Annotated in this window: 27 protein-coding genes; 18 read left to right on the forward strand and 9 right to left on the reverse strand. The window is 68.1% G+C overall.

Annotated features, from left to right (window positions below):
- Positions 1–13 precede the first annotated feature (13 nt).
- The 6 genes from ggt (at position 14) to BM397_RS00090 (ending at position 6,236) form a co-directional block, all read left to right on the forward strand.
- Entirely contained in the window at positions 14–1,804 is a 1,791-nt protein-coding gene (gene ggt / locus BM397_RS00065) for a gamma-glutamyltransferase (RefSeq protein WP_092426772.1), read from the forward strand.
- Positions 1,805–1,936: 132 nt separating this feature from the next.
- Positions 1,937–2,281 (forward strand): ElaB/YgaM/YqjD family protein, encoded by a 345-nt coding sequence (locus BM397_RS00070; protein WP_092426770.1) that lies wholly within the window; start codon positions 1,937–1,939, stop codon positions 2,279–2,281.
- A 6-nt stretch (positions 2,282–2,287) separates the two neighbouring features.
- Positions 2,288–2,605: a hypothetical protein gene (locus BM397_RS00075; RefSeq protein WP_092426768.1), complete on the forward strand. Its 318-nt coding sequence runs from the start codon at positions 2,288–2,290 to the stop codon at positions 2,603–2,605.
- A gap of 191 nt (positions 2,606–2,796) precedes the next feature.
- Positions 2,797–3,447: a protein-L-isoaspartate O-methyltransferase family protein gene (locus BM397_RS00080; protein ID WP_092426767.1), complete on the forward strand. Its 651-nt coding sequence runs from the start codon at positions 2,797–2,799 to the stop codon at positions 3,445–3,447.
- 46 nt (positions 3,448–3,493) lie between these two features.
- On the forward strand, positions 3,494–4,897 hold the full coding sequence (locus BM397_RS00085) for a TolC family outer membrane protein (RefSeq protein WP_092426765.1): 1,404 nt from the start codon (positions 3,494–3,496) through the stop codon (positions 4,895–4,897).
- A 73-nt stretch (positions 4,898–4,970) separates the two neighbouring features.
- Complete coding sequence (locus tag BM397_RS00090; RefSeq protein WP_092567343.1) at positions 4,971–6,236, forward strand: hypothetical protein; 1,266 nt, start codon at positions 4,971–4,973, stop codon at positions 6,234–6,236.
- A 210-nt stretch (positions 6,237–6,446) separates the two neighbouring features.
- Here BM397_RS00090 and BM397_RS00095 read toward each other — a convergent pair whose 3' ends face one another.
- Positions 6,447–6,776, reverse strand: coding sequence for a DUF6280 family protein (locus BM397_RS00095; protein ID WP_066101377.1), 330 nt, complete (start codon positions 6,774–6,776; stop codon positions 6,447–6,449).
- A gap of 220 nt (positions 6,777–6,996) precedes the next feature.
- On the opposite strand from BM397_RS00095, the gene efp reads away from it, so the two are divergent.
- Complete coding sequence (efp, locus tag BM397_RS00100; protein ID WP_092426761.1) at positions 6,997–7,560, forward strand: elongation factor P; 564 nt, start codon at positions 6,997–6,999, stop codon at positions 7,558–7,560.
- 96 nt (positions 7,561–7,656) lie between these two features.
- Positions 7,657–8,133: a GNAT family N-acetyltransferase gene (locus BM397_RS00105; RefSeq protein ID WP_092426759.1), complete on the forward strand. Its 477-nt coding sequence runs from the start codon at positions 7,657–7,659 to the stop codon at positions 8,131–8,133.
- Here the strand turns inward: BM397_RS00105 and BM397_RS00110 are convergent.
- From BM397_RS00110 to BM397_RS00125, 4 genes are all read right to left on the reverse strand, one after another.
- On the reverse strand, positions 8,118–8,915 hold the full coding sequence (locus BM397_RS00110) for a fructosamine kinase family protein (protein WP_092426757.1): 798 nt from the start codon (positions 8,913–8,915) through the stop codon (positions 8,118–8,120). The two genes, BM397_RS00105 and BM397_RS00110, sit on opposite strands and share 16 nt — an antisense overlap.
- A complete protein-coding gene (gene ygfZ / locus BM397_RS00115) occupies positions 8,912–9,661 on the reverse strand; it encodes a CAF17-like 4Fe-4S cluster assembly/insertion protein YgfZ (RefSeq protein WP_092426755.1) in 750 nt (249 codons plus the stop codon). The genes BM397_RS00110 and ygfZ overlap by 4 nt, the downstream gene beginning before the upstream one ends.
- Before the next feature lie 70 nt (positions 9,662–9,731).
- Entirely contained in the window at positions 9,732–11,489 is a 1,758-nt protein-coding gene (locus BM397_RS00120; RefSeq protein ID WP_092426753.1) for an ABC transporter ATP-binding protein, read from the reverse strand.
- Positions 11,486–12,181 carry a phosphatase domain-containing protein gene (locus BM397_RS00125; RefSeq protein ID WP_092426751.1) on the reverse strand — a complete coding sequence of 232 codons (696 nt, stop codon included), beginning with the start codon at positions 12,179–12,181 and terminating at the stop codon, positions 11,486–11,488. Before BM397_RS00125 ends, BM397_RS00120 begins: the two co-directional genes overlap by 4 nt.
- 199 nt (positions 12,182–12,380) lie before the next feature.
- Between BM397_RS00125 and BM397_RS00130 the strand changes: the two genes are divergently transcribed.
- On the forward strand, positions 12,381–13,580 hold the full coding sequence (locus BM397_RS00130; protein ID WP_092426749.1) for a pyridoxal-phosphate-dependent aminotransferase family protein: 1,200 nt from the start codon (positions 12,381–12,383) through the stop codon (positions 13,578–13,580).
- Between the two features lie 48 nt (positions 13,581–13,628).
- On the opposite strand, the gene BM397_RS00135 is transcribed toward BM397_RS00130, so the two are convergent.
- The gene (locus tag BM397_RS00135) at positions 13,629–13,835 is read right to left on the reverse strand and encodes a hypothetical protein (protein WP_092426747.1); all 207 of its coding nucleotides are present in this window, start codon (positions 13,833–13,835) and stop codon (positions 13,629–13,631) included.
- 237 nt (positions 13,836–14,072) lie between these two features.
- Positions 14,073–15,200 (reverse strand): pyridoxal phosphate-dependent aminotransferase, encoded by a 1,128-nt coding sequence (locus BM397_RS00140; protein WP_092426745.1) that lies wholly within the window; start codon positions 15,198–15,200, stop codon positions 14,073–14,075.
- A 189-nt stretch (positions 15,201–15,389) separates the two neighbouring features.
- On the opposite strand from BM397_RS00140, the gene BM397_RS00145 reads away from it, so the two are divergent.
- From BM397_RS00145 to BM397_RS00160, 4 genes are all read left to right on the forward strand, one after another.
- Positions 15,390–15,596, forward strand: coding sequence for a hypothetical protein (locus BM397_RS00145; RefSeq protein ID WP_092426743.1), 207 nt, complete (start codon positions 15,390–15,392; stop codon positions 15,594–15,596).
- A 178-nt stretch (positions 15,597–15,774) separates the two neighbouring features.
- Positions 15,775–17,061 carry a lipoprotein-releasing ABC transporter permease subunit gene (locus tag BM397_RS00150; RefSeq protein WP_092426741.1) on the forward strand — a complete coding sequence of 429 codons (1,287 nt, stop codon included), beginning with the start codon at positions 15,775–15,777 and terminating at the stop codon, positions 17,059–17,061.
- Positions 17,054–17,737 carry an ABC transporter ATP-binding protein gene (locus tag BM397_RS00155; protein ID WP_092426739.1) on the forward strand — a complete coding sequence of 228 codons (684 nt, stop codon included), beginning with the start codon at positions 17,054–17,056 and terminating at the stop codon, positions 17,735–17,737. Before BM397_RS00150 ends, BM397_RS00155 begins: the two co-directional genes overlap by 8 nt.
- A 122-nt stretch (positions 17,738–17,859) precedes the next feature.
- The gene (locus BM397_RS00160) at positions 17,860–18,624 is read left to right on the forward strand and encodes a calcium-binding protein (protein ID WP_092426737.1); all 765 of its coding nucleotides are present in this window, start codon (positions 17,860–17,862) and stop codon (positions 18,622–18,624) included.
- 35 nt (positions 18,625–18,659) lie between these two features.
- Here BM397_RS00160 and BM397_RS00165 read toward each other — a convergent pair whose 3' ends face one another.
- Positions 18,660–19,091 carry a DMT family transporter gene (locus BM397_RS00165; RefSeq protein WP_092426735.1) on the reverse strand — a complete coding sequence of 144 codons (432 nt, stop codon included), beginning with the start codon at positions 19,089–19,091 and terminating at the stop codon, positions 18,660–18,662.
- 190 nt (positions 19,092–19,281) lie between these two features.
- On the opposite strand from BM397_RS00165, the gene BM397_RS00170 reads away from it, so the two are divergent.
- Together BM397_RS00170 and BM397_RS00175 are read left to right on the forward strand one after the other, a co-directional pair.
- Positions 19,282–19,710 (forward strand): c-type cytochrome, encoded by a 429-nt coding sequence (locus BM397_RS00170; RefSeq protein WP_092426733.1) that lies wholly within the window; start codon positions 19,282–19,284, stop codon positions 19,708–19,710.
- A 22-nt stretch (positions 19,711–19,732) separates the two neighbouring features.
- Positions 19,733–20,173 carry a VOC family protein gene (locus tag BM397_RS00175; protein ID WP_245696126.1) on the forward strand — a complete coding sequence of 147 codons (441 nt, stop codon included), beginning with the start codon at positions 19,733–19,735 and terminating at the stop codon, positions 20,171–20,173.
- On the opposite strand, the gene BM397_RS00180 is transcribed toward BM397_RS00175, so the two are convergent.
- Positions 20,134–20,724, reverse strand: a complete 591-nt coding sequence (locus BM397_RS00180) for a TetR/AcrR family transcriptional regulator (protein ID WP_092426731.1) — start codon at positions 20,722–20,724, stop codon at positions 20,134–20,136. The two genes, BM397_RS00175 and BM397_RS00180, sit on opposite strands and share 40 nt — an antisense overlap.
- A 132-nt stretch (positions 20,725–20,856) precedes the next feature.
- On the opposite strand from BM397_RS00180, the gene BM397_RS00185 reads away from it, so the two are divergent.
- From BM397_RS00185 to glpX, 3 genes are all read left to right on the forward strand, one after another.
- The gene (locus BM397_RS00185) at positions 20,857–21,156 is read left to right on the forward strand and encodes a hypothetical protein (protein WP_092426729.1); all 300 of its coding nucleotides are present in this window, start codon (positions 20,857–20,859) and stop codon (positions 21,154–21,156) included.
- A 130-nt stretch (positions 21,157–21,286) separates the two neighbouring features.
- Positions 21,287–22,579, forward strand: a complete 1,293-nt coding sequence (locus BM397_RS00190) for a homoserine dehydrogenase (protein WP_092426727.1) — start codon at positions 21,287–21,289, stop codon at positions 22,577–22,579.
- 137 nt (positions 22,580–22,716) lie between these two features.
- Positions 22,717–23,685 carry a class II fructose-bisphosphatase gene (gene glpX / locus BM397_RS00195; protein WP_092426725.1) on the forward strand — a complete coding sequence of 323 codons (969 nt, stop codon included), beginning with the start codon at positions 22,717–22,719 and terminating at the stop codon, positions 23,683–23,685.
- The last annotated feature ends 258 nt before the right edge of the window (positions 23,686–23,943 follow it).

Genomic DNA, 23,943 nt, shown 5'->3' on the forward strand with positions numbered 1-23,943 from the left:
CAGGGAGGACCCGATGCGCGCGATTATCCTGACCAACCTCTTCGCTGCGGTGCTTGCCGCGCCGCTCATGGCGCAGCAGGCCGCCGACGCCGTCGCTCCGGAGGCCGCGACCGGGGCCGAAGCCTTCGCCGGGCTCTCCGAAGCCGCGCAGGCGGCGCGTGATGCCAAGAGCGCCGGCGTGCCCACCGAGGCGCAGGACTGGATGGTCGCCGCGGCCAACCCGCTGGCGGTGGAAGCGGGCGCACGGGTGCTGCGCGAGGGCGGCAGCGCCGCCGACGCGATGGTGGCGGTGCAGGCGGTGCTGGGTCTGGTCGAGCCGCAGAGTTCGGGCCTCGGGGGCGGGGCCTTTCTCGTCTGGTTCGACGCAAAGACCCAGGCGCTGACCACGCTCGACGGCCGCGAAACCGCGCCGCTGGACGCGAAACCCACATATTTCCAGGACGAGAACGGCGAGCCGCTCGGCTTCTTCGATGCGGTGGTCGGCGGGCTGTCGGTCGGCACCCCCGGCACGCCGCGCCTGATGGAAGAGGCGCACCGGCGCTGGGGGAGCTCCAACTGGGCCGGGCTTTTCGACGAGGCCATCGCGCTGGCCGAGCAGGGCTTCACCGTCTCGCCGCGCCTTGCCGAACTGGTTGCGGGCGATGACGAGCGGCTGCGGCGCTTCGCGGAGACCGAGAGCTATTTCTACCCCGGCGGCACCGCATTGCAGGCGGGAGATATCGTCCAGAACCAGCCCTATGCCGACACGCTGCGGGCCATCGCCGCGGAGGGCAGCCGCGCCTTCTACACCGGCGAGATCGCCGAGGACATCGTGCGCACGGTGCGCGAGGCCGAGGGCAACCCGGGCCTGCTGAGCACCGCCGACCTCGCGCTTTACGACGTGATCGAGCGCGCGCCGGTCTGCGTCGCGTATCGTGCGCATGATGTCTGCGGCATGGGGCCGCCCTCGTCCGGCGCGCTGACCGTCGGGCAGATCCTCGGCACGCTGGAGCCCTATGATCTCGCCGCGCTCGGCCCGGACAGTGCCGAGGCCTGGCGGCTGATCGGCGACGCCTCGCGGCTCGCCTTCGCCGACCGCGGCCGCTACATGGCCGACAGCGATTTCGTCCCCATGCCGACCGAGGGGCTGGTCGATCCGACCTACCTGCAGGGCCGCGCAGAGCTGCTCGGCGGCGAGACGGCACTGACCGAGGTGGCCCCGGGCGATCCCGAATGGGATCACGCGCAGCTCTGGGCGGATGATGCCTCGATCGAGTTCCCCTCGACCTCGCATATCTCCATCGTCGATGCGCAGGGCAACGCCCTGTCGATGACCACCACGATCGAGAACGGCTTCGGCTCGCGGCTCTTCGTGCGGGGCTTCCTGCTCAACAACGAGCTGACCGATTTCAGCTTCAAGACCCATGACGGCGGCGCGCCCATCGCCAACCGGATCGAGCCCGGCAAGCGCCCGCGCTCGTCGATGGCACCGACCATCGTGATGAAGGATGGCGCCCCGGCGATGGTGGTCGGCTCGCCCGGCGGCAGCCGGATCATCGGCTACGTGGCGCAGGCGGTGATCGCGCATCTGGACTGGGGCCTGGACGTGCAGCAGGCGGTGGGGCTGCCGCATGTGCTCAACCGTTTCGGGACCATGGACCTCGAGGCGGGCACCGAGGCCGAGGCGCTGGCCGGTCCGCTGGCGGAGATCGGCTTCGAGACCGAGATCCGCGATCTCAACTCGGGGCTGCATGCCATCGCGGTGGGCGAGACGCTTACGGGCGGCGCGGACCCCCGCCGTGAGGGCATCGCGCTGGGAGAGTAGGGGCCGCCCGGATTGATCCTGCGCAAGGACGATTTATCCCGCGCGGGGTAATGAAACTTGCGTGACCCGGGGAACTTCGCGCAGAGTTTCCGGGTTGGTCGCCAAAGGCAATCGCAGACGGAGGACGTCATCATGGCCCAGACTGCAACCAAATCGAACGACGCGGCGAAAGCTCCGCTGCCCAGCGACAGCGAAGCGCTGAGCGATCAGATCAAGACCCTGCGCGCCGACGTTGCCTCGCTCGCCGAACTGGTGGGCGACATCGGCAAGCGCCGCGGCGCCGAATACAAGGCTGCCGGCGAAGCCAAGGCACATGAGATGCGCGACCGCGGCGAGCAGGCGATGCGTGATGCAGGCGCCCGCGTGGCCGAACTGGAAGAAAATGCCCGCGGCCAGATCCAGGCCAATCCCTTCCAGGCCATTGGTCTCGCGGCGGCCGTCGGCTTTCTCATCGGATATGTCGGCAGCCGGAGGTAAGTACGCTTGTTCGCCCTGTTCGAGGCAAGACTGAGAGCCGGCCTGACACGGGTCGGCCGCACCATCGCCGGGGCGGTCTGCATGACCGTCGCGGCGATCTTTTTTACCATTGCCGGATGGATCGCTCTGGTCGAGGCACAGGGCGAACTTGTCGCCGCGCTGATCGTTGGCGGGGTCTATTTCGTGCTCGCACTGCTGCTCTTCTACCTGCCCGTGCGCCCGCGTCTGCCTGCCACTCCGGCGACCACGGCGGCGCCGGTGACCTCGCTTGTCGAGGCCTTCCTGGCGGGGCGCGCAGCCGGGCAGGCCATGCGCAAGGACTGAGCCAGCCGGGAGCCGATCACGTTGTCGAGGGTCGGATTTTCGCGAAAATCCGTCAAAAACATGTTGATTTCGAAGCGCCCGCGCCACAGTCTGGTGCGGGTTTATTCTTTTGTAGACAGCCGGACATTGCCCCGGGACGACAACTGTGCCAGAAGTTTTTGTAAGGATATCTGAACGGAAGTGTTTAGCGGATGACCGATTTCGTCACCCTCCGCCGTATGATGGTTGATACGCAGGTCCGTCCCTCGGACGTGACCAAGTTCCCTATCATCGATGCCATGCTGCGGGTCCCGCGCGAGGTTTTCGTGCCGGACGAAGCCGCCGACGCCGCCTATGCCGGGCGCAATATCGACCTTGGTGATGGGCGTGTGGTGCTCGACCCGCGCACCTTTGCCAAGATGCTCGATGCGCTCAACGTCGATGGCGACGATCTTGTTCTCGATATCGGCTCGGGCCTCGGCTACAGCGCCGCGGTCATCGCCCGCATCGCCGAAGCGGTGGTCGCGGTCGAGGATGACGCGGAGCGCGCCGATGAAGCGCAGCCGCTGCTGATGGAGCATGCGGACAACGTGATCCAGCACACCGGCCCGCTGGCCGAGGGCGCGCCGCAGCACGGCCCCTATGACGCGATCGTCATCGAGGGTGGAATTGAAGAGCTTCCCGAGACGATTGCCGGGCAGCTCAAGGACGGTGGGCGGATCGCCTGCATTTTCATGGATGGGGCGTTGGGAACGGTGAAGGTCGGCTGGAAGATCGACGGCACCATCACCTGGCGTTTTTCTTTCAACGCCACCGCGCCGGTGCTTACCGGCTTCGAAAAAGAGGTGGCCTTCGCGCTTTGACCCACAACGGGCGGGTGCGTAGTCAATGGAACGAGAGGGCAGGAAGATGGCGCGTAAAACGCTGACAAGATGGATGACGGGTGTCTGCCTCGCGGCAGGGCTCGCAATGCCTGCGGCGGCGGAAACGCTGGCCGACGCTCTGGCCGGAGCCTACAACACCAGCGGTCTGCTCGAGCAGAACCGCGCGGTGCTGCGGGCAGCCGACGAAGACGTGGCGCAGGCGGTTGCAGCGCTGCGCCCCGTGCTGAGCTGGAGCGGGGACATTTCGCGCAACTACGGTGAAACCCGCAGCGCGATCACCGGCAACTACACCGGCTCCGCGACCGACACCGCCTCGATCGGCCTCGTCGCCTCGCTGGTGCTGTTCGACGGTGGCAACAACCGTCTGTCGATCGACGCCGCCAAGGAAGCCGTGCTCGCCACGCGTTCGGGTCTCGTTTCGGTCGAGCAGGACGTGCTGCTGCGCGGCGTCTCGGCCTTCATGGAGGTCCGTCGCGCCATCGAGACCCTCGCCCTGCGCCAGAACAACGTTCGCGTGATCGGCGAGGAACTCCGCGCCGCGGAGGATCGCTTCGAGGTGGGTGAAGTCACCCGCACCGACGTCGCCTCCGCCGAGGCTCGCCTTGCTGCCGCCCGCTCGCTGCTTGCCGCGGCCGAAGGGGCGCTGGCCCAGGCCCGCGAGGAATACCGTGCCTCCGTCGGCCGCCTGCCGGGCAGCCTCCAGTCGCCGAGCAGCCTGCCGCGCATTCCGGCCACCGCCGACCAGGCCAAGGCCATCGCGCTGCGCGACCACCCGGACATCATCCAGGTGCAGCACCAGGTGGCCGCTGCCGAGATCGGCATCGCCATCGCCCAGACCAACATGAGCCCGACCGTGTCGCTTCGGGGCACTTACGGCTATGACGAGAGCTTCGACAGCGAAGCGGGCACCCGTGGCGGCACCGTCGGTCTGAACTTCTCGGGGCCGATCTACCAGGGCGGCCAGCTCAGCTCGATCAAGCGTCAGGCCCACGCGAGCCGTGACCAGAGCCGCGCCGCGCTGCTGCAGCTGACCAAGTCGATCCCGCAGGCGGTGGGCAACGCCTACGCCAACCTGCGCGTGGCGCAGGCGGCCCGCGCCGCCTCGGACGAGCAGGTCCGCGCCGCAACCGTGGCCTTCCGCGGCACTCGCGAAGAGGCGACGCTTGGCGCGCGTACCACTCTGGACGTGCTTGACGCCGAGCAGGAACTGCTCGACGCGCGCAACACCCAGATCTCGGCAGTGGTGGACGAGACCATCGCGGCTTACAGCGTGCTCTACACCATGGGCCAGCTGACCACCGAGGACCTGGCGCTCAACGTGCCGCGCTACGATCCGGCGGAGTACTACAACCTGGTGAAGTCCGCTCCGGTCCAGTCCCGTCAGGGCGAAGATCTGAACCGCATCCTGAAGGCAATGGGGAAGCAGTAAGCTTCCCCTAGTCCTTGTTGTCTGACGGCCCCCGAGACGCTACACTCGGGGGACAGGCAAGAGTGGTACATAAATGTCCGATCCCGTGACCAATGTGGAAATCGAGGACGTTCTCTCCTCTATCCGGAGGTTGGTCTCCGAAGATTCCCGTGAAGACCCCGCGTCGGATGCGCGCGAGGCAGCACGTTCCGCGCCGACCGGGCGACTGGTTCTGACCCCGGCGCTGCGCGTGCAGGATGCCGCGCCGCGGAGCCAGGAACCGGCGACCCCGGAGCATGACGCACCCGCAGCGCATGCCGCGCCCTTCCCGACGCGCCTCGTGCCGTCCGAGGAAGAGCGTGCCGAGGCCGAGCGCAATCATCCGGCTGCCGGGCGTGCCGCGGAGGTCGAAGAGGTCGAAGAGGCGCCCTTCATCGAGGTCGATGACAGCGCCGAGGAGCAGGTCACCGAGGCGACGATCGCCGACTTCTTCTCCCTCAAGCTGCGCGAGGTGCCTCCGGCCTCTCCGCCGACCGCCCGCAACGCGCAGGACGAGTCCGAGCCCAAAGAGGGCAGCCTGGCGCAGAAGATCGCCGAGCTCGAGGAAATGATCGCGCGCAGCACGCATGAGTTCGAGTCGGAAACCGGCGAGGAGGCCCCCGCCGCGATCTTCCGTCACCAGCCCATCGCGAAGGACGCCGAGGACCTCGACGTGCCTGCAGCAGATGCCAGTGGCGCAGAGCCCGCCGCCGCAGAGGCCCCGGTCACTGTGACTTCAGCCCCTGCGCCGGCTGACGAGGCTGCGCTCGACGAAGCTCCGAGCGCCGCGACGCCTGTGGTATTGCCTGAGGACGAGGATCCCGAGCTTGCGGGCCGTCCGATGCCGGAGCCTGAACTCGTCGACGAACCCTTCATCTTCGGGTCCTCCCCGGACCGGGTGCAGGATGAGGTCGCGGCGGAAACAGACGCAAGTGCGCCGCTTGCCGACCTGAACGAGCCTGAGGCTGCCGCCCAGGAGACTCTGGAAGCGGTCGATCCCGAGCCTGCGCCTGCGCGACGCCCGGTCAAGATCCTGCGCAACCCGGTCTGGCAGCGTAGCCAGAGCAACCTGCGCAACGATACGCCCGAGGAGCGGCGGCCCTTGCGCGACGCGCCCGTCGCTGACGAACAGGCGCCGAATGACGCGGTGTTGGGTGATGCGCTGCCGACGGGTCTCGACGAGGCGCGGCTGCGCCAGCTGGTCGCAGAGGTCGTGCGCGAGGAACTTCAGGGTGCGCTCGGTGAGCGGGTGACCCGTAACGTTCGCAAGCTGGTGCGGCGCGAGCTTCAGCGCATTCTGGCGAGCGAAGAGCTGGACTGACCCCAACTTTCCGAGAGTTTTGACCCGAGCCCCGGTGCCCCAGGTATCCGGGGTTTGGTTTCTTTGGGGGGGTGTTTTAGGGGTGGCTGTTTTTGGCTCAACCCTTCGCGTTTCGGCGGAAATCAGCCTGCCGGGCCGCGGAAACGCCGAAGGCGCGCCCTGTGTGGGGCGCGCCTTCGACTGTCTGGGGTTGGCCCCCCGATACCGGGATCAAGCGGCTTCGGCTTGTTCCGCGGCTGCAGCTGCGTGACGACGCTCGCTCTCTTCGCGCGACAGCGCGACAGAGGTGCGGACACCTTTCGACACGAATTCCATCAGACCGGAGACAACCCGCTCGTTCGGGTCGATACCGGCACAGCTCAGAACTTCACGGCCGTCGCGCGAGCGTGCCCAGCGGGCGATCTGCTCGGGACCATTGCCGTATTTCTTGTCATCGGCGATTGCATCGTCGAGCGCAGCCAGAACAACAGCGGCGAAAAGTTTCCGCGCGCGGTTGCCTTGTTCAGCATGGTAGGCTGTGCTGTCCACGAAATCCTTCATCTTTCGACCTTTTTGATTATTGCTCTTGTGTTTTCTGGCGTGTGCGGCGTTATGGACCATTCCGTTCGATTCGGATACGGCACAAACGCATAACGTCGTTGCATCTGGTGCATATCTCCGCTTGTACGGAACGCGAGATATCGTTGTCTTGCACGGGGCGAACCGGCCATATATAGGAGGCCGGAAAATCCCTTCAACCTTACTGTGAAGTTTTCTGACCATGCCCAAGATCAACGGTAACGAGATCCGCCCCGGCAACGTGCTCGAGCATGAAGGCGGCCTGTGGGCGGCGGTTAAGGTCGACCACGTGAAGCCCGGCAAGGGCGGTGCCTTTGCCCAGGTCGAGATGAAGAACCTGCGCAACGGCTCCAAGCTGAACGAGCGCTTCCGCTCGGCGGACAAGGTTGAGCGCGTGCGTCTCGAGCAGAAGGACATGCAGTTCCTCTACGAAGACGCCGGCCAGCTGATCTTCATGGACACCGAGACCTACGAGCAGGTGCAGCTCGACGCCGACATCCTCGGCGAGCGTCGCCCCTTCCTGCAGGACGGCATGACCATCGTGGTCGAATTCCACGAGGAAGAGGCGCTGAACGCGACCCTGCCGCAGAAGGTCACCTGCAAGGTCGTCGAGACCGAGCCGGTCGTCAAAGGCCAGACCGCGGCCAACAGCTTCAAGCCCGCCGTTCTGGACAATGGTGTGCGCGTTCTGGTTCCGCCCTTCGTCGGACAGGACGAGGCGATCATCGTGAACACTGAAACCATGGAATATTCGGAACGCGCATAACCCGCGCGCCGACCACTTACGTCCCCGTGCGATCCGGGGGCGCAGAGTGACAGACAGCAAGAGGGCCTCCGGCGCCAAGCCAAGGAGGCCCTTTTCATGTTTACCCCCTGCGATACCGATGACATTCCCGCGCTGGCCACGATGCTGCGCGGGCTTAACGCGCTTCACGTCGCGCATGTGCCGCACCGTTTCCACGGCGAGGCGGGCGCGCCGGAGCTGGAGGCCTTCTTCGCCGAGGCCATGGCCGGTGGCGCACAGCTGCGGGCCTACCGCCTGCAGGGCGTGCCGCGCGGCTACCTGATGTGGCGCTGGCGGCACGGCGAGGGCACGGCGCTGGAACATCCGCAGCGGCGGGCCATGCTCGAGCACATCTGGGTAGAGCCATCATGGCGGCGGCGCGGCGTGGCACGGCGACTGATCGCGGGCTTCGAGGCGGAGATCGCGGGGCAGGGGGCGAGCGGCTGGACCACCATGGTGCACGCCTTCAACGCACCGTCCCGGGCACTGATGACGGGTGCCGGGGCCGTCGGGGCGGTGGAGGTGCTGGAGAAACGCTTTCAGACGTCGGCCTGAGCGAGAAGCCCGCTGACCATCCCGGCATAGCCGCCGCCGAAGAGCCGCAGATGCACCAGAGCGGGGAAGAGCTGGTAGACGGGCCGCCTTGCTGCTCGCCCCGGCTCCTGCCTGCCATAGCCTTGCCAGAAGGCCTCGGGCGGGCTGCCGAAGAGCTCCAGCATGGCAAGGTCCACCTCGGCGTGGCCGTGGTAACAGGCCGGGTCGATGAGCGCAGCCCCGCCGCGCATGAAGAGCGCGTTGCCGGTCCAGAGGTCGCCGTGCAGCAGCGCTGCGGGCGGGGTTTCAGGCAGCGACTCGTGCAGGCGGAGACAGAGGGTCTCGACGCGCCCCGCGAGGTTCCTTGGAAGGTGGGGAAGAAAAGGTCGCAGCCGTGCCTCGGCCCAGAAGGTGGGCCAGTCCGGGCGCGGCGCATTGTCGAGATCGAGCGGGCCGAAGCCGTATGTCTCGCTCCAGCCGTAGCCGCGCCCGGTACTTTCATGCACTCTGCGCAACGCTTTTCCCAGCGCCTGCCAGCCGTCCGGGCTGGCGGCGGTCTCCGGCAGAGCCTCGAGCGCCAGCCAGTCGCCGGCCTGCGCCAGCACCTGCGGCGCGCGGGCGCCGCTGGCGGCGACGGCTAGCAGCATCCGCGCTTCGGTTGCGACGCGGGCTCCGCGCTTGAGGACCACCTCGCGGCCATCGTCCAGCGTCGCGAGCATGACCTCCGACAGATCGCCGCCGTGCAGCGCCCGGCTGGCAATGATGCGCGCGCCGAGCGCTGTCTCCAGCGCGGCCCGGCTCAAGACGTCCGGCGCAGCCTGGCCTCGCCGGCGGTCATCTCGCCCTCCGCCCGGTCGAAGCGCAGGAAGGCAAGGCCGCGTCCGCCCGACTGGGTGTAGAGCGTGCCCGCGGGCTTGCCGCCGGTCTCGACAGGGGTGCCGACGGGGGCGCTGCCGGTCACTTCCACGGGCACCAACCCCTTGCGCAGCTCGGTCTTGTGCTTCATCCGCGCGACCACTTCCTGGCCGATGAAACAACCTTTCCGGAAGTCGACGCCGTTGAGGCGGTCGAAGCCGGCCTCGAGGATGAAGGTGTCGGGGGTCAGCTCGATGCCGGTCTCGGGCACGCAGGCGGCGACGCGCAGGGCGTCCCAGTCCGCCTCGTCCCCCGGCTGGCCGTCATAGCCGCGCCAGCCCAGCGAAGCATCGCGCGGATCGACAAAGGCGCCCTCGGGGGCCGGGCCGGTGCCGCGGGTGACGGTGATCTCGGTCGGCTCGAGCTCGACCTTGGCGCGCAGCTTGTAGAGCGTCAGCGCGCGGGTCAGGTCGGCGGCCAGCGGTTCGGCAACGTCGATCAGGATCGAGCCGTCCGCCCGCGGCACGAGAAAGAAGTCGGCCCGGTACTTGCCCTGCGGGGTCAGCAGCGCGGCATAGACCAGCCCGTCCTTCAGCTTGCCCAGGTCATTGGTGACGAGGTTCTGCAGGAAGTCGCTGGCCTCGGGGCCGCTGACCCGCAGCACGCTGCGCGGGGTGGCTGTGGTGGCGGTCATGGTGACTCCGTCCGTTGTGCGTTGCCCGGAGTATAGGCCCGCCGCGAGGCGGGTTACAGGGGGGTGCGGCTCAGACGGTCTGTTCATCCTCGAACTGCATGGCATGCAGCCGCGCATAGGCCCCGCCAAGCGCGATCAGCTCGTCATGCGTACCTTCCTCGACCACGTGGCCGGCATCCATCACGACGATCTTGTCGGCGTTTCGGATGGTCGACAGGCGGTGCGCGATGACCAGCGTGGTCCGGCCGACCGAGAGCTTGTCGAGCGCCGCCTGCACCACCTGTTCGGAGGCAGCGTCGAGCGCCGAGGTGGCCTCGTCGAGCAGCAGGATCGGCGTGTCGCGCAGCAGCGCACGGGCGATGGCGACGCGCTGGCGCTGTCCGCCCGAGAGGTTGCTGCCCCGGCTGCCGGCGCGGCTGTCGAGCCCGTCGGGAAGGCGCGGCACGAAGTCCGACACATGCGCCGCCTCGAGCACCTCGTCGAGCCGTTCGTCAGGCACGTCCTCGCGCCCCAGCAGGATGTTCTCGCGCAGGCTGTCCTCGAACAGCAGCGCGTCCTGGCTGACCACCGAGAAGAGTCCGCGCAGGTCGGCAAGGCGCATGGCATCGGTGCGCACGCCGCCGATGGTGACCTCGCCGGCATCCGGATCGACCAGCCGGGTGAGCACGTTGAACACCGTGGATTTGCCCGCGCCGGAGGCCCCGACCAGCGCCGTGGTCTTGCCGGCCTCGGCGGTGAAGCTGGTGCCGCGCAGCACGGCGGACTCGGAGTAGTTCAGTTCGACGTCCCTGAGCACGATCTCGGGGCAGCCCTTCGGTGCCGGGACCGGATGCGGCGGATCGCGCAGTTCCGGCTCCAGTTCGAGCAGTTCCTTGATCCGCTCGATGGAGGCCGCGGCGATCTGCCAGGTGCCGCTGACCGCGCCGAGCCGGCGCAGCGGCTCGAAGGCGAGTCCGATGGCGGTGAAGAAGGCCATGAAGTCGCCGACACTTTTTTCGCCGGAGATGATCTGGCCGCCGCCGAGCAGCAGCACGGCGAGGATGCCGATGCCGGACATCACGTCGATCAGCCCGGGGATGGCCGACTGGCCGAGGCTCGAGGCCACCGAGGTGCGGATGCGTTCCTTGGTCAGGGCCTTGTAGCGGTTGGCCTCGTATATCTCGAGCCGGTTGAGCTTGATCGGCACGATGCCATGGAAAACCTCGTTGAGACGAGTCGAGAGCCCGGCGGAAATATCGCGCGCGCGGCGGGCATATTTCCGGACGTAGCGCTGCAGCAGCACCGTCGGCGCGATCATCAGCGGCACGCCGACCAGCGCGAGCAGGGTCCAGCGCCAGTCCATGCCGATCGCGACGCCAAAGAGCGAGACCAGCGCGATCACGTCGCGCCCGGTGCCGGTGATCAGGATGCTCCACACCTTGCTGACGGCGCCGACGTCGCCCTCGATGCGCTGCATCAGGTAGCCGGGGCCGTGCTTCTGGTGAAAGCTGCCGTCGAGCTGCATCAGGTGGGCCAGCAGGTCGTTGCGGATGTCGGCCACGGTCTTCTGCGACACCCGCGTCAGCACCACCTTCTGGATGATGCTGGACAGGGCGCGGATCATGAAGATGGTGAAGATCGCCATGCCGACCCAGGTCAGCGCGGCGCGACTGCCGCCAACCAGCACGTCGTCGAACATCGGCTTCATCATGTAGCTCAGGAAGCCGAACATCGACCCTTCGAGCATCATGAAGATGAAGGCAATCACGATCTGCCAGCGATAGCGCCAGAGATACCGGCGGCCGAGCCAGAAGAGCAGACTGCCTTCCTGCTTCATGCCAGAGCTCATGCCACCTCTTCTACCGGGCGTTTGGCGTCGAACCCGGCCTGCAGGGTCTTCGAGTCGTACTCGTCGCGCACCCAGTCCTCGAAGGCAATCGGTGCACGGCGATTGCGCGCCGCATAGGTGTCGAGGATGTAGCCCTGGATGCCGGTCTTGGTGAATTCGAGGTGGGCGTATTTCAGGCCCATCTGCTTGCGCGCCTTTTCGACCGGCACGCCCTCGAATACCATCAGGTAGACAGCGGAGGCAAAGCCGGCGCGGTCGGCACCCGACTTGCAGTGGAACATCATCGGCTTCTCGGCCGCGCGCATCGTGTCGATGAGATGCGTGATGCGCTCGGCACTCGGTGCCATGCGCGCCCAGAGCTTGGCGTGCTCCAGCGTCAGGCCGAGCTGTTCGCAGCTCTCCTTCTCGAAGAGATAGTGCGAGTATTTCTCTTCGCCGCGCAGGGTGATCACCGTCTTGATGCCCATCTTGGCATATTTCTCGAACCGCGCGTGGGTCGGCTGGTTCGAGCGCCAGACGCCGGGGGCGATCTGCCAGAAGTTGTGCCAGAAGAGTCGCAGGAAGGCGTGGTCGAAGACATTGTAATGCAGCTTCGACAGCATCCGGGTGCCGGGCGTCGAGATGTCCTTGCCGAAGGATCGGCGGAACCGCCGCTCCGCGGTCTCGATCTTGTCCCAGAGCTTGATCAGCATGCGTCACTTCCTGTGCCTGTCGCGCGGCGGTTTACGGGCTGTGGCGCGTGCTGGCAAGCGCCGTGCCCTCCGCGCGTCAAAGACCGGCCCTGCACGCATGGCATGGCCCGCCGCTGGCCGAGGGAGATTGACCTCGACGCAACCGCGGTTAGGTTGGCCCTCGCCCCGGAATTTCAAGGGGTGCTTTCGGAGTTTTCGCATGTCTCTCGCCCATGGTCGCCCCTATTTGGCCATTCCCGGTCCTTCCGTCATGCCCGACGCGGTGCTGCGTGCCATGCACCGCGCCTCGCCCAATATCTACGAAGGGGCGATCGTCGAGATGGTGGCCGGGCTGATCCCCGACCTGCGCTACGTGGCGCAGACGGCGGCGGCCAAGGTGGCGATCTACATCGCCAACGGGCATGGCGCATGGGAGGCGGCACTGGTCAACGTGGTGGGCGAGGGCGACAAGGTGCTGGTGCCGGCGACCGGGCGTTTCGCGCATGGCTGGGCCGAGATGGCGCGGGGTCTCGGTGCCGAGGTCGAGCTGATCGAGTTCGGCACGAAATCCACCTACGATCCGGCGCTGGTGGCCGAGGCGCTGCGCAACGACAAGGACCGCAAGATCAAGGCGGTTCTGGCCAGCCACGTCGACACTGCCACCTCGATCCGCAACGATCTCGCGAGCCTGCGCGCCGCCATGGACAGCACCGGCCACCCGGCGCTGCTGATGGCCGATTGCGTCGCCTCGCTGGGCGTCGAGGAATTCCGCATGGACGACTGGGGCGTGGACATCATGGTGACCGGCTCGCAGAAGGGCCTGATGGTGCCGCCGGGGCTGGGCTTCGTCTTCTTCAACGAGAAGGCCGAGGCGCGCCGCGCCGAGATGACCCGCGTCTCGCGCTACTGGGACTGGGTGCCGCGCGGCAAGCCCGACTTCTTCTACGAGTACTTCGGCGGCACCGCCCCGACGCATCACCTCTACGGGCTGCGCGCCGCGCTCGACATGATCCGCGAAGAAGGCATCGAGCAGATCTGGCACCGCCACGCGGTGCTTGCCCGCACCATCTGGGCCGCTGCCGAGGCCTGGGGGCAGGGCGGTCCGCTGACGCTCAACGTCGCCGACCGCGGCCTGCGCAGCCACGCGGTGACCGCGCTGCGGCTCGGCGCACCCTATGGCGCGCAGCTGCGCAAGTGGTGCGAGACCGAGGCGGGCGTGACGCTCGGCATCGGGCTCGGGATGGCCGAACCGGACGATCCCATGGGCACCGGCTTCTTCCGCATCGGACACATGGGCCACGTGAACACCCATATGATCCTCGGCCTGCTCGGCGTGCTCGAAGCCGGCTTCCTGTCGCTGGGCATCCCGCATGGTCAGGGTGCGCTCAGCGCCGCGGCGGCGGAGATCGCCAAGGGCTGAACTTCCTGCAGTCCAGTGCCCGGCCACGCGCCGGGCGCTTGCCGCGGGTCAGCCCCGTGGCGGGCTTTCGCGCGGACCGTTGCGGCGATGGTCGATGACGGTGATCACGTGGTTGATCGCCACCGCGGCGATCACCACCGGACCGAGCCCGTAGCCGATCCAGAGCAGCAGGAAGACGAAGAAGATCACCACGAAAAGCAGCACGAGATTGGCGCTGAAGAAATCCGGCCGTGGCGGTTCGGAAGGGTATGCCATGATGCGATCCTCAGACGGGCTGAAAGACGGACTGAAACAGACGGCGGGCTCAGTGGGCAAGCTCACTGGGTAAGCTCAGTGGGCAAGCGCCGCCATGGGTCTTGAAATGACTCAAGGATAGCGCTCCCCGGCCCGGGGTCACGCATCAGGCTGATCAAAACTGATTTCCAAAACCTTTCCCGCCGGTCTACCTGCGCAGGCCCGCGGAAAATTTGTGCATCTGACCGAAGCGCGGGCTCAACCGGCGTTTTCGCGGGCCTCTGCCAGCGCTCCGGGCAGCGCCTCTTCCAGCGCGTCGAGATCGGCCTCGGTGCCCGCGCCGATGCGGATGCAGCGGTTCTGCGGCGCCACGAAGGGCATGCGCACGAAGACGCCGCGCTTGCTCAGCCCCTCCAGCACCGCCTTGGCCAGCGCACCGTCGCCGCCGCAGTCCACCGCGACGAAATTGGTCGCCGAGGGCAGGGCGGAAAGTCCGTTCGCCTGCGCGATGGCGGCGATGCGGCCCCGCGCGGCGGCAACCTTCTCGATGGTCTGCTCGAGCCACTCGCGATCCTGCAGCCCGGCCAAGGCCCCGGCCTGCGCCGTGCGGTTCATGCCGAAATGGTTGCGGATCTTGTCGAACGCGCGAATGAGCGGCGCCGCGGCCAGCGCGTAGCCGACGCGCGCGCCTGCCATGCCATAGGCCTTCGAGAAGGTGCGGAAGCGGATCACCCGCGGATCCTCGATGTCGATCTCCGACCCGATTTCCGGCGCAGTGCCGTCGGGGGCAAACTCCACATAGGCCTCGTCGAGCACCAGCAGCGTGCCCTCGGGCACGTTGTCGAGCTGCGCCGCGATCTCGGCGCCCTGCTTCCACGAGCCCATCGGGTTGTCGGGATTGGCGAAATAGACGAGCTTGGCATCCACTTCGGCGGCCTTGGCCAGCAGCGCGGGCAAATCCTCGGCATCCTGCGCGTAAGGCACCTTGTGCAGCACCCCGCCGAAACCCGCGACGTGGTAGTTGAAGGTGGGGTAGGCGCCGTCGGAGGTCACCACCGCATCGCCCTGCGCCACGACAAGCCGCACCAGATAGCCCAGCAGCCCGTCAATGCCTTCGCCGACCATCACGTTCTCGGGCGAGATGCCGTGATGCGCGGCAATGGCGTTGCGCAGGTCGTAGCTGGTCGAGTCGCCGTATTTCCAGATCTCGGCGGCCTCGCGCTGCATGGCCTCGATCGCGCGGGGCGAGGGGCCGAAGACATTCTCGTTGGCGCCGATGCGGGCGCGGAAGGGCGCGCCACGCTCGCGCTCCTGCGTCTCCGGGCCGACGAAGGGCACGGTCTCGGGGAGGGAGGCGACAAGCGGGGTGTAACGAGGTCCAGTCATGGCGGAGATATGCCGCAGCGGTAAAGCTCTGGCAATAGGGCGATAGCAGCAGCGAGGCGACGTCGGTCGAGGGGTCGGTCCCGCCGTTTCGCGCCCTATTGACGCTGGGGCAACGGCGCGATCACGCGGCTCTGTCACAAGGGGGCACCCCGCAGCCCAGCTGCAGCATCATCAGCCCCGGAGGACATCATGCCCCGCCCGATTGCCATGCGAAGCCCCCTGTCCCTGCGCCCGCCGCGCCTGCCGTTCTGGCGCTGGCTCAAGGACTTCCTGATCCGCGAGGACCGCAAGTACCGCGAGGCGCGCCGCTACGACGCGCTCGACGCCGCCGCGCGCCGCGACATGGGGCTGCCGCCCCGGGTCGAGCCGCCGCGCCTGCCGGGAGCCCGGTGGTGAGCCTCGGTCATGCATGGGTGGTCGCGTGGCGGGTCGGGCAGTTCGGACGCCCTGCGGCCCCGCCGCGCCCCGAGCGGCGGCGCGGTAACAGCCCCGTAGGGCAGGGCGGCGAGGGATTGACCCCGCCGGGGCTTGCGGTCAGGTTCGCGCGCGACAAGCTGACCCGGAAAGAGTGCCCATGGCCCGTACCCCGCCACCTTTTGCCCCCTTCGAATGGATGATCGCCTGGCGCTACCTGCGCGCCCGGCGCGCGGAGGGCGGCGTCAGCGTGATGACCTGGATCAGCCTCATCGGCATCACCCTCGCGGTCTTCGCGCTGATCGCCACGCTGTCGGTGCGCTCGGGCTTCCGGGCCGAGTTTGTCGATACCATTCTAGGCTCAAACGCCCATGTGACCGTCTATTCCTCCGCCCGCGTCGATGAGCAGGGGCGCACCCAGCGCACCTTCGAGGATTACACCGAGCGCGCGCAGGCGGTGGCAGAGCTGCCCGGCGTCGAGCGCGCCGCGCCGCTGGTCAAGGGTCAGGTCATGGCCAACGCCAACGGCCGCAATGCCGGGGTCGAGGTCTTCGGCATCTCGGCAGAAGACCTGCAGGGCATCCGTCGCGTCGTCGACCCCGAAACCGGTTACGGCGATCTGGCGCGCTTCGGCGAGGGCATCGCGCTCGGCTCGGGCGTGGCGCGCGAGCTGGGGGTCGACGTTGGCGATCAGGTGAAACTCATCTCTCCCGACGGGGTGAAGACCGCCTTCGGCGTCTCGCCGCGGGTCAAGGCCTACGAGGTGGTCTGGGTGTTCACCGCCGGGCGCTACGACATCGACCGCACCCGCGCCTACATGCCCTTCGACGAAGCGCAGCTCTACTTCAACCGCGAGGGCGCGGCGGACGAGCTGGAGGTGATGGTGGACGACCCCGAAACCGTCGACGCCATGGCCCCCGCCATCCAGCAGGCCGCCGGGCAGGGCGCGCTGGTCTGGACCTGGCAGGATGCGTCGGGCGGCTTCCTGCGCGCGCTCGAGGTCGAGGACAACGTGATGTTCGTGATCCTCTCGGTGCTGGTGCTGATCGCTACGATGAACATCGTCTCGGGGCTCATCATGCTGGTCAAGAACAAGGGCCGCGACATCGGCATCCTGCGCACCATGGGGCTCACCGAGGGTTCGGTACTGCGGGTCTTCTTCATCTGCGGCGCCTTCACCGGGGTGATCGGCACGCTGCTCGGGGTGATCCTCGGCTGCCTCTTCGCCATCTACATCGACCCGATCTTCTCCTTCGTGAACTACGTCGCCGGCGGCGGCGTCTGGGACCCGGCGGTGCGCGGCATCTACGCGCTGCCCGCCAAGCTGCAATGGGGCGACGTCTTTGCCGCCATGGCCCTGTCGCTCGGCCTCAGCTTTATCGTGACCATCTTCCCCGCGCGCCGCGCCGCGCGCATGAACCCCGTGGAGGCGCTGCGCTATGAGTGACCCCGTCCTGCGCCTGTCGGGCATCGAGAAATTCTACAACCGCGGCAAGCCGAACGAGGTGCAGGTGCTGCGCGGCGCCGAGCTGGACGTGAAGCGCGGCGAGGTGGTGGCACTGGTCGCCCCCTCGGGCGCGGGCAAGTCCACGCTGCTGCACATCGCCGGGCTGCTCGACACCGCCGATGCGGGCGAGGTGGCGATCGCCGGCGAAGTGCTGGGCGGCAAGTCCGACCGCCGCCGCACCATCGTGCGCCGGCAGGAGGTGGGCTTTGTCTACCAGTTCCACCACCTGCTGCCCGAGTTCACCGCGCTCGAGAACATCACCTTGCCGCAGCTCGCCAACGGCGTGCCGCCGAAAGAGGCCACGGCACGGGCGCGCGATCTGCTTGCCTCTGTCGAGCTCGAGGGGCGCGCGGCGCACCGTCCGGCGGCCATGTCCGGCGGCGAGCAGCAACGCGTCGCCTTCTGCCGCGCCATGGCCAATGCGCCGAAGCTGCTGCTGGCGGATGAACCCACGGGTAACCTCGACCCGACGACCTCCGACCGGGTGTTCGGCGCGCTGATGACGCTGGTGCGCGAGACCGGGCTCTCGGCGCTCATTGCCACGCACAACCTCGAACTGGCGGGTCGCATGGACCGGCAGGTGGAACTGCGCGAGGGACAGCTGGTTCCGCTCTGAGCGGGGCTTCCTCAATGCGAGGGCAAGACCCCGGCGGGGTCGCGCCCTTGCCCGATTTTCGTCAAACTCCGGGGGCAGGGTCCGGCTGAACCACCCGCCGACCCTCCCTCCCGGAGCCTTCCATGCCGCTCGAACTTCTCGTCGCCCTGACGGCGCTCCTGCCCTTTGCCGTGGCCGCCTTTCCCTTCGACAGGGGCGCCGGCGATGACGAGGCAGACGACGGGGAGGGGCATGAGGACGAGGAGACGGGTGGCAGCGAGGACGTGATCCTGCCGGTGGAGGGCAGGGGCCCGGATGAGGGCACCATTGGCACCGGAGAGGATACAACCGCCGGCACCGATGGCGATGACACGATCACCGGCAGCGAGATCGGAGACACGCTCGTCGGCGGCGCCGGCGATGACGTGCTCTCGGGGCTCGGCGAGTCCGACAGAATCGAGGGCGGCTCCGGCGCGGATTACGCCGAGGGCGGCAGCGGCAACGACACGATCACCGGCGGCAGCGGCGAGGACACGCTGATGGGCGGCTCCGGGAACGACCTGCTCTGGGGCTCCGACGAGACCGGCGACGATGGCGAGAGCGATCTTCTGGTCGGCGGCACCGGCGACGACACGCTGATGCTGGGGCACGGCGATCTGGGGCTTGGCGGCGAGGGGGCGGACCGCTTCGTTCTCGCCGATGGCGCGGTGATCGAGGATTTCGACGAGGCCGAGGACATGGTCGTCTTTACTTACGGCGGCGAGGTGCCGCCGGAGATCGCCTCGCAGGTGGCCGGCCCCTCCGGCCTCGTGGTGACGCTGGACAATGGCGCCTCGGTCACGCTGGTCGGGCGCAGCGATCCGATCACCTCGTCCAGCTACGCCTTCGTTCGCGACTCCGCCACCTGAGGCGTCGCAGCTGACCCGCGGGCCGGCCCATCGGCTCAGCGCTGCGCGAGGAAGACGCCCGCCGCCATCATCGCGAGGCCCAGCCCGCGCTGCGCGCTGATTGGCGCGGCGCGCACACCGAACAGCCCGAAGTGGTCGATCGCCGCGGCGCTGATCAGCTGGCCCAGAAGCACGAAGAACACCGCCCGCCCGACGCCGAAGGTCGGCGCGACATAGGTGATGCTCAGCACGTAGAAGGCGACGAAGAGCCCCGCGAGAAACAGGTGTTTCGGCGCGTCCACCGCCCGCGCGATGGGGCGGGCGTCGAGCGAGAAGAGCACGATCAGGCTGGCGCTGAGCGCCACGCAGAAGAGGATCACCGCGGCAGCGGCGGGCGAGCCCAGCCAGCCCCCGAGCCGCGAATTGAGCGCGGCGAGCACCGGGATGCCGATCCCGGCGGCGAGCATGATCAGGGCTTGGCTTGGCATCTGCGGACTCCGTCTTCGCTGTCGCGCGGACACTGGCCCGTGTCGCGCCGATTGTCACTCGCTGAAAACGTCGCGCCGATCCGGTCTTGATCCATAGGCTTCGGCGGGCCACACAAGAGAAAACGGAAACGGAGAACCGCGCAGGAAAGCCGGCTCCGGGTCCAAGGGACAAGTCGAGGGAAGACAGGCGATGAACGGAACGATGAAGGGCGGCATCTGGGGAATCTCCGCGGCGGGCCTGCTGGCCCTCGGGGCCTGCATGGAGGCGGCGATGCCGGAACCGGCGGACGGGCGGGCGCTCTTCATGGAGTATTGCGCCTCCTGCCATGGCACCACGGCGGTCGGCAACGGACCGATGGCCGCGGACCTCGGGGTCACCCCCGCCGATCTCACGCATATCGCCGCGCGCCGGGGCGGGGCGTTCCCGCGCGCCGAGGTGCTGTCGATGATCGACGGCTACGCGCGCTCGGACATGTCGGGGCCGGGCATGCCGGAATTCGGCGAGCTGCTGAAGGGCGACGAGGTGCCGCTCGATACCGGTGACGGCATCCTGACGCCGACCCCCCGCAAGATGGTGGCGCTGCTGGAATACCTTGAATCGATCCAGGTAACCGAGTGAGGCCAACGTCCTTCGAAGGACGTTGCAAAAGCCTTCGAAGGCTTTTGGTGCCCGCCATGGCGGCTCTGTGATCCTCGGCCTGCACCATCTGCAGCTCGCCATGCCCGAGGGCGGCGAGGCGGCGGCGCGGGCCTTCTACAGCGGCGTGCTGGGCCTGCGCGAGCTGGACAAGCCCGAGTCATTGCGTGGGCGTGGCGGCTGCTGGTTCGCCGGGCCGGGGGTCGAACTGCACCTCGGCATAGAGACGCCCTTCGCCCCGGCGCTCAAGGCGCATCCGGCCTTCCGGGTCGCCAGCCTCGCGCAGAGCGTCGCGCATCTGGAAGCGCAGGGCATCACGTGTCGCCGCGACGTCGACCTGCCGGCCTTCCGCCGGGTCTTCGTAAAGGATCCTTTCGGCAACCGCATCGAGCTGCTGGAGCTGCGTCAGCCCGCGCCCACCGCCTTGCGCGCCATGTCCCAGTAGAGCGCGGCGACCTCCTCCTCGGACAGCCGCCCGCCCTCGCGGTACCAGGTGTTCACCCCGGTCAGCATGCCGATGAGCGCGAAGGCGGCGATCCGCGTGTCGGGCACCGACAGCTGTCCCGCCGCCTGGCCGTCGCGCAGGATTTGCTCGAGCATGCCCTCGTAGCGACCGCGCAGCGCCTCGATCTGCACGAAGTTCTCCGGCTCGAGGTTGCGCAGCTCCATGTAGGAGATAAAGATCGATTCCGCGCGCCGCAGGGTGAAGCGGATGTGGAAGCGCACGAAGGCTTCGAGCCGCGCCAGCGGATCGGCGGGCTGCGGCGTGGCCTCCCAGGTCTCCAGCAGCTCGTCCATGTGCCCCTTGAGCAGCGAGAAGAGCAGCGCCTGCTTGTCGGGAATGTAGTTGTAGAGCGCCCCGGCCTGCACGCCGACCTCCGACGCGATGCGGCGCATCGAGACGGCGGCATAGCCGTGCTTGGCAAAGAGCCGCAGCGCCGCCTCGCGGATCCGCGGCCCGGTGATGTCGGAATGCGATCCTGCGGTACGGGCCATCTTTCCTCTTTATCTGAACACACGTTCAGATCAAGCCGGGATGCGCGCCGCCCTTGCCCTGACGCGGCGCTTGCGGCAAGACAGGCACAGTCTGCCGCGCAAGCGGCGCGTCACAGCGATCCGAAAGTCCCCATGCGCCTCGTGCTCCTGACACTCTTCGCCCTGACCGCGGGCTGCACGAACTTCCCGGAGTTCGACGGCGCGCAGAGCCCGGGCGTGTCCACCGCGCCCTGGCCGAGGATGGTGCCGATGGACGGGTTGGTCCGGGCCGGCACGCCGGTGCGCACCCAGCCGGAGATGGGCGAGGATCTCGACAGCCGCGCCGAGGCGTTGCGCCGCCGCGCCGAGGCCCTGCAGGGATCGGTGGTCGACAGCACGGCGCGCGACCGGATGGATGGCGGCGTCGCCTTTCCCGAGATCCCGGACGCGTAAAGCCCGCCGGCAACAGCGCCGGGTCAGGGCCCCTTGAGCGCCTTTGCGCGACGTTGCACCCGCCCGTCGATACGGCTAAGGCAACACCGACCAAATCACATGAAGACACCGGAAAAGAAGGAACCCGCATATGTCTGAACCTCTGCGCCTGGGGATTGCGGGCCTTGGCACTGTCGGTGCCGGCGTCGTCAAGATCGTGCAGCAGAAGGCGGAGCTGCTCGAGGCCCGCTCCGGCCGCAGGATCGTCATCTCGGCGGTCTCGGCGCGCAATCGCGACAAGGACCGTGGCGTCTCGCTGGCGGATTATGCCTGGGAGGACGATCCCGTGGCACTGGCCAAGCGCGACGACGTCGATGTGCTGGTCGAGCTGATGGGCGGCTCCGATGGCCCCGCCAAGGCCGCGACCGAGGCCGCGCTGAGGGCCGGCAAGGACGTGGTCACCGCCAACAAGGCGCTGCTCGCCCACCATGGTCAGGCGCTGGCCGAACTGGCCGAGAGCACCGGCGCGGTGCTGCGCTTCGAGGCGGCGGTGGCCGGCGGCATCCCGGTCATCAAGGCGCTGACCGAGGGGCTTTCCGCCAACCGCATCACCCGTGTCATGGGCGTGATGAACGGCACCTGCAACTACATCCTGACGCGCATGGAAACCGGTGGCCTGTCCTACCAGGAGGCCTTTGCCGAGGCCGACGGGCTCGGCTATCTCGAGGCCGATCCCGAGCTCGACGTGGGCGGCATCGACGCCGGCCACAAGCTCTCACTGCTCTCGTCCATCGCTTATGGCACGCAGGTGGCCTTCGACGAGGTCGAGCTGGAAGGCATCGGTCGTGTGTCGATCGAGGACATCCGCCAGGCCGCCGACATGGGCTACCGCATCAAGCTGCTGGGTGTCTGCCGGATGACCGAGCGCGGCCTCGAGCAGTCGATGGCACCGAGCCTCGTGCCCGCCTCCTCGCCGCTCGGCCAGCTCGAGGGCGGCACGAACATGGTGGTGATCGAGGGCGACGAGGTCGGCCAGATCGTGCTGCGCGGCGCCGGTGCCGGCGAGGGCCCCACCGCTTCGGCGGTGATGGGCGACGTCATGGACGTGGCGCGCGGCACCCGGCTGTCGACCTTCGGCGCCCCGGCGTCGAGCCTGATCAAACCGGTGGCGACCAAGGCCACGACCCCGGCCCCCTACTACCTGCGCATGGCGCTGGCCGACCGGCCCGGCGCTCTGGCCAAGGTGGCTGCCGCGCTCGGCGAGGCGGGGGTCTCGATCAACCGTCTGCGGCAATACGGTCAGAGCCCGACGGCGGACACCGCCCCGGTGCTGATCGTCACCCACAAGACCACCCGCGACGCGCTCGATTCGGCGCTGGCGGCGATGGCGGACACCGGCGTGGTGCATGGCACCCCCGTCGCGCTGCGGATCGAGGCGGTCTGAGCCCGCTTTGACATCCTGCTGACATCTGACCGTCTCCGCGCTGTCATGCGCGGAGCGGTTAGCGCGAGCGGCCTTGCCCTCCTCGGACCGGGCGCGGTACACCCTTCCTAAGCGTAAATTTTTTCAAGGAAGACCTCATGTCTGCTCCCGTCGATTTCAATGACCGCATGCTTTCGCTCGGGCTTGCCCGTGTTGCCGAACAGGCCGCCATCGCCTCAGCCAGCCTCATCGGTCGCGGCGACGAGAAAGCCGCGGACCAGGCGGCGGTCAACGCCATGCGCGAGCAGCTGAACCTGCTGGACATCGCCGGTGTGGTGGTGATCGGCGAGGGCGAGCGCGACGAGGCACCGATGCTCTACATCGGCGAAGAGGTCGGCACCGGCAACGGCCCGGGCGTGGACATCGCGCTCGACCCGCTGGAAGGCACCACGCTGACCGCCAAGGACATGCCCAACGCCCTGACCGTGATCGCGATGGGCCCGCGCGGCTCGATGCTGCACGCGCCCGACGTCTACATGGACAAGCTGGCGATCGGCCCGGGCTTCGAGGAGGGCGTGGTGACGCTCGACATGACCCCCTCCGAGCGGGTCGCGGCGCTGGCGGCGGCCAAGGGCTGCGCGATGACCGACATCACCGTCTGCATCCTCGAGCGCCCGCGCCACGAGGAGCTGATCGCCGAGGTCCGCGCCACCGGCGCCGGCATCCGGCTGATCACCGACGGCGACGTCGCCGGCGTGATGCACTGCGCCGAGCCCGAGATCACCGGCATTGACATGTACATGGGCTCGGGCGGCGCGCCCGAGGGTGTGCTCGCCGCGGCGGCGCTCAAGTGCATGGGCGGCCAGATGTACGGCCGGCTGCTGTTCCGCAACGACGACGAGCGCGGCCGCGCCGCCAAGGCGGGCATCACCGATCTCGACAAGATCTACGCCCGCGACGAGCTGGTCACCGCCGACGTGATCTTTGCCGCCACCGGCGTGACCAACGGCTCGATCCTCTCGGGCATCAAGCGCTCGCCGGGCTGGATCGAGACCGAGACCATCCTGATGCGCTCGAAGACCGGCTCGGTGCGCCGCGTGCAGTACCGCAACCCCTTCGAGGGCTGAGCGCGGGCCGGCGTGCGCCGGATCTGCGTATTTGGAAAGAGAAGAAGGGGCTCGCGATCGCGGGCCCCTTTCGCTTTCGAGGCGCACTGTCGGCGCGGTCCTGTCGCGCATCGGTCAAGTGCCGGACCGCCAACCGGGCCCGTCGCCCCTGTTTGCAGCGGCGCTCGTGGGCCCCGAAAACGATGGCGTTCCCATAAACGACCGCCGGTCGGAGGGACGACGCACCCGCCCGGTAGGCCTGATCCCGCCGCTTCTTCT

Origin of the sequence: Alloyangia pacifica, assembly GCF_900116195.1 — a bacterium.
In the GTDB taxonomy this organism is placed as follows: domain Bacteria; phylum Pseudomonadota; class Alphaproteobacteria; order Rhodobacterales; family Rhodobacteraceae; genus Salipiger; species Salipiger pacificus.